At 33.4% G+C, this 4,791-nt stretch carries 6 protein-coding genes; 3 read left to right on the top strand and 3 right to left on the bottom strand.

Going from position 1 to position 4,791, the window contains the following annotated elements; translation table 11 throughout:
* Nucleotides 1-234: 234 nt before the first annotated feature.
* Both ACFX4L_RS24975 and ACFX4L_RS24970 read right to left on the bottom strand, forming a co-directional pair.
* Entirely contained in the window at nucleotides 235-534 is a 300-nt protein-coding gene (locus tag ACFX4L_RS24975) for a DUF2653 family protein (RefSeq protein ID WP_377387566.1), read from the bottom strand.
* Between the two features lie 13 nt (nucleotides 535-547).
* Entirely contained in the window at nucleotides 548-1,000 is a 453-nt protein-coding gene (locus ACFX4L_RS24970) for a hypothetical protein (protein ID WP_061463520.1), read from the bottom strand.
* A 281-nt stretch (nucleotides 1,001-1,281) separates the two neighbouring features.
* Between ACFX4L_RS24970 and ACFX4L_RS24965 the strand changes: the two genes are divergently transcribed.
* Entirely contained in the window at nucleotides 1,282-1,380 is a 99-nt protein-coding gene (locus tag ACFX4L_RS24965) for an FbpB family small basic protein (RefSeq protein WP_125163469.1), read from the top strand.
* Between the two features lie 139 nt (nucleotides 1,381-1,519).
* A complete protein-coding gene (locus ACFX4L_RS24960; protein WP_061463519.1) occupies nucleotides 1,520-1,702 on the top strand; it encodes a hypothetical protein in 183 nt (60 codons plus the stop codon).
* Nucleotides 1,703-2,253: 551 nt separating this feature from the next.
* Here the strand turns inward: ACFX4L_RS24960 and aroA are convergent.
* Nucleotides 2,254-3,597 carry a 3-phosphoshikimate 1-carboxyvinyltransferase gene (gene aroA / locus ACFX4L_RS24955; RefSeq protein WP_377387570.1) on the bottom strand — a complete coding sequence of 448 codons (1,344 nt, stop codon included), beginning with the start codon at nucleotides 3,595-3,597 and terminating at the stop codon, nucleotides 2,254-2,256.
* Between the two features lie 118 nt (nucleotides 3,598-3,715).
* Here aroA and ACFX4L_RS24950 point away from each other — a divergent pair, with 118 nt between their 5' ends.
* Nucleotides 3,716-4,597 (top strand): LysR family transcriptional regulator, encoded by an 882-nt coding sequence (locus ACFX4L_RS24950; protein ID WP_377387573.1) that lies wholly within the window; start codon nucleotides 3,716-3,718, stop codon nucleotides 4,595-4,597.
* Nucleotides 4,598-4,791 lie beyond the last annotated feature (194 nt).

The following is a 4,791-nucleotide window of genomic DNA, read 5'->3' as shown; positions in this document are numbered from 1 at the left end:
TCGTTATCAATGGGGGCTAAGGAAAATGGCCCCGGTACAATACCGGGACCATTTATTAGCTGCTTAGGCACTTTTTTCTACTGTCCGTAAAATGGGGCACAGTTCATATAAAGATTAAGGCTTCTTTTTATTTTACATTTATATATGTCTTTTTATAATGAATCAAAATTATAATGAGAGAACCTATTAATTCCTGTACACAAATGTCCGGAAGTTTCTTGTCGAAACTAATTACTAATTATTTAATACTTGGATAGATGCAGTAAATCCATCCTTTTCAGAAAAGGATAAATTAACTTGTAAATGATCAGCAACGAACTGATGATAGTCCTGTAAGTATACTGCAACAGCATCAATGATGTCTTGTTCATACAATCGTGTGGCACGTCCTAATACTAAAGTAGAAGCAGCAAGCCCAAGAGAAGGGTGAAACTCCAAATCTACTTCTACCTGTTGAGGTTCGATGCTTTCTTTTACCGCAATATAAATACAAATACTATCCACAAGATCTTGTTCATTAAATAGTACTTTCATCTTAAATTTCTCCTTAATATCTTCTTCTTGTAAAGATGTTTTTAATTACCCAGATGATGACTAAAATCAAAAGTATATCCACAAGAATTCCCAAAAAGGAAAATCCATTTGAAGCATTACTTCCATATGCACCATTATAATTTCCTCCAAATGGATGAAGCATATGGCCTAAAAGTGCCCCCGTTCCAAACGCTGCAGCATGAGTCAGTATACTTTTTGTTCGTGAAGGTGGGGTCTGGTTATAAGTCGTGTGAGAGTTAGAACGTAATGGCGTTCTTGTAACGTTGCTTGATGGGGACTTATATCCAGAATGATAAGTTCCACTTGAATATGTGCCCCTACTTGAATGAGAACTGAACGAAGAACTGTGACTGAAAGAACTATGACCACTAAATCCTTTTGCCTGAGCAACATTTGGTAAAGCTATTGCAAATATTAATACAAAAATTAAGGTCAATTTTTTCATTACAATTACTCCTGTCTTTATTAATCTAATATAGCCAATTTTTAATAAAGTTTCTTTCCTAGAAGGCTTATTTTGATGTTACTATACCACTTAATTTATAGATTTCTACTATTTTCATCTATTTTTAATGTAAATTTAAGGTGAATTTTAGGGTGAATATAAATGATTAAGAAAAGTAAAAAGATTTTCAATTAAACGTTATAATGATACTTGTTTACGTACTAAACTAAACAGTAAGAAAGAAGTGCCATTACGAGAAAGTTACCCCTCCTTTTCAAAGCCTGGTCAATGAAAACAGACATAAAATATTAGGAGATAAAAAGGTCATGGAAAAAATTGAAGCTCGACAGGGGCAGACTATAAAGATGAAAACGAAATAAGAGTAGAATAAAAACATCCTATCTAAACGGATGTTTTTTTTTGTGGTAATGCGGTTGCATTCCTAGGTAAATGTGTTTTTTGCAGGATTTCCCACCTGCTATATCGAACCTAGAAAGTCACGGGAAAGGGGCTGTTAATATGAATTCAAAAGAACAAAAGAGGTTTGCAACTACTAGAGAACAAATGGAGAATGCTAAAGAACGAACTGATTTATCATCTGAGTTAGAAAAAGACTTAGAGAATTTAGGATTACAACGACGAATGAAGCAATTAGAGTTGGAAAACAAGTTCCTAAAAAAACAGAACGATGAACTAGTTTAATTCACAGCACCCGTTCAGGGGTGCTGTTTCAACATTTTAACACTTTTACGTCAGAACCCCCTATCTATGATCAATACTTTCTCTCAGGACAAACAAATAAAAAAGATGATTTACTCTCTTTTTATTTAATTCATCTCCCTCCATCTATGTATGTTTTATGATGAGATTCCATTAATCGCTCTTCACATTAAATCAACAGAAGATGACTGTCTTGGATATTCTTGGAGTTGTATATGAAAAAACGGTGAAGGATAGACAAGCTGCCTAGCAAAAAATATCGCTTTTTTCAAGGTTTCTTTGACATGCCTAATTTCCCAGTACTGGGTAGTTTTGAATCAATATTATTTGGCTCTATTAATTTATGTTGTTAGCTTGATGGCGATGGGGTACTACCAACATTTTGACGTAAAACCCACTCTATCACATTTTTTGGAATTAAAAAGACGATTTTTCCTAAGAAGAAAAATCGCCTTTTTGTTTCTTGTTAAACTAAAGAATAATTAGTTCAATAAGGATTTAAACTACCCTTTGTTAATCACTTTAAGCAACATTTAAAGTTGACGTATATTCAAGCCTAAGCTCTCCAACAACCTAAAATACTGGGGACAAGTTTTAGAAACACATCCTGGATCATTTATTTGAATCCCTTCAACTTTTGAACCAATAAGTGCTAATGACATAGCAACTCTATGATCATCATGAGTATTTAACAAAGTTGGTTTTGGGTTACCTGGAAACACTTTTAATCCATCTTTAAATTCCTCCACTCTAATACCTAATTGAGTTAAAGATTCACATATTACACTAATTCGATCTGATTCATGATGACGTATATGTTCAACATCCTTTATGGTTATTGCTCTATCTGCAAATGGAGCTATTGCTGCTAATGTTAAAGTCTGATCTGACATCTCCCTCATAGAAATTTCAAATCCACCTTTTAATTGGGAAACCCCTTCTAACTCAATAAAAGACGAGCCCTTTGTTACCTTACATCCCATTTGTTCAAGAACATCTACCATTTTTATATCTGGCTGTTTTGTTTCATAGGTTAGATTATCGATTCGAATTTTACCATTTGTCAGTGCTGCAAGAGCTAGAAAGTAACATGCCGTAGAAGCATCTGCTTCTAACTCTATATCTTGTGGAGTGTAATGCGAAGGGTGAACTACTATTTTTTTTAGGTTATTATCATATTCAACATTCGCACCGAATTTTTCCATTAATTGTAGAGTTAAAAACACATAGGAGTGTTGAACAATGTAATCCTTAATATTTACTGTGATAGACTTTTTAGTATAAGGTGACGGAATCAGTAAACCACTAATAAATTGGCTAGAAATCTTACCCGAAAGGCTAACATTACCTCCAGCTAATTCTTTACCTTTTATTGACAACGGATAGTAACCTTTATTATTCAAATATTCTATATCGGCACCAAGTTCTTTTAAAGCATCTATTAAAGGAGAAATGGGTCTTTTACTCATACTTGCGCTTGCCTCTATCTCCCATGTCCCTTTACTTGATAATGCTAAAGCTCCAGGTAAAAACCTTGCAATCGTACCTGCTGCCCCAATGTACAAACTACCTGAATCCCATTTTCCACCCTTTCCTTCAATGTAAGCTGTCTCATCTTGAATATCTATTTTTATTCCTAATTTTTTTAAAGAATCTATACACCAATACGAATCATCGCTTTTTAAAATTCCTGTAACCTTTGACTTTCCATTAGCTAAAGCACCCATAATTAAAGCTCTATTTGTTAAACTTTTACTTCCAGGAATCGTAACCGAACCGTTTATCCTTTTTTCACTTGGTGAAACAACAATTGTTTTTACACCTGTTAATGGTGTCCAAGGGCTACGGGCTTTTACGTCAAATTCATGTATTTCCAACTTCAAATCACTCCTTATGACCTACATGTTTATTATCTTCTGTATCTTTATTATAATTAAGGTCCGGACATAAATAAAATTAATATAATCAATAACAGTTATAGGTGGTATCTATATCATGAATTTGGACTTATATCGTGTGTTTTATGTAACGGCAATGGAAAAAAACTTCAGTAAAGCCGCAAAAAAGTTATATATTACACAACCAAGCGTTAGTCATTCAATTAAACAATTAGAAGAAAGACTAGGAGTACAATTATTTCTTAGAACTTCAAAGGGAGTAATAATAACAAATGAGGGAAAAACGTTATTTGATTATATTCAGCAAGCTTTTGGATTAATTGATAATGCAGAACGCAAGATTTCCGAGTTGAAAAATTTAGAAAGTGGTCATGTCACAATCGGAGGTAGTGATTCAACATGCAAACATTATTTGCTACCTTATGTACAGACATTTCAAGACATTTTTCCAAAAATACAGATCAAACTTCAACATGGGTCAACACCCAAAATTTTAGACAAATTAACAAACGGACTTATTGATATTGGCATCATTCACATGCCAATTAATCAAAGTCAAATACAACTAACGGAATTCTTAAGCATTAACAGCACCTTTATAGTAGGAAAGAAATATAAAGATTTGGCTAATAAAACTATTTCTCTAGAAGAGATGCTAAATTATCCTATTATCTCTTTTTCGGAAACAAGTAGTTCAAGAAGATTCCTTAATCAGTTATTTCAAAAACAAGGGCTTAGTGTACAGCCTGACATTGAAGTAGGAAGTGTAGAATTGCTAATTGAATGTGCAAAAATTGGAATGGGGATTGCATTTGTCACTAAGGAATTGGTTTCGAAGGAGTTATCAGAAGGTGAATTATTTGAAGTTCATTTAAATGTAAAACTAGAAAAGAGGAAGATTGGATTAGTAACTAAAAAAGATATTCCATTATCAGTCGCAGCAGATCAGTTTTTTAAACATTTAACCAATAGCGATTAAAATAAAATACTGGAAAGGAAAGGCAAACTATAGTTTTTGGATTTCCCTTATTCATCCTTCTTCAACTCTTGCCGTTAGTAAAACACTAGAACTCCCTAAAACGAACGTTTTAGGGAGTTGGTATGTCAACACTAAATCAAACAACTTTTTTAAGGGCTAAGTTTCGATAAGCCACCGGACTTAAGTAGCCAAGT

Source organism: Peribacillus sp. YIM B13482 (assembly GCF_042787975.1).
Lineage (GTDB): Bacteria > Bacillota > Bacilli > Bacillales > DSM-1321 > Peribacillus > Peribacillus simplex_A.
This window is presented reverse-complemented; position numbering and strand designations above follow the sequence as displayed.

What these genes read in the sequence shown, in the direction of transcription:
- ACFX4L_RS24970 (WP_061463520.1), bottom strand. Translation starts at nt 1,000, where the DNA reads ATGAAAAAATTGACCTTAATTTTTGTATTAATATTTGCAATAGCTTTA.
- ACFX4L_RS24960 (WP_061463519.1), top strand. Translation starts at nt 1,520, where the DNA reads ATGAATTCAAAAGAACAAAAGAGGTTTGCAACTACTAGAGAACAAATG.
- ACFX4L_RS24950 (WP_377387573.1), top strand. Translation starts at nt 3,716, where the DNA reads ATGAATTTGGACTTATATCGTGTGTTTTATGTAACGGCAATGGAAAAA.
- ACFX4L_RS24975 (WP_377387566.1), bottom strand. Translation starts at nt 534, where the DNA reads ATGAAAGTACTATTTAATGAACAAGATCTTGTGGATAGTATTTGTATT.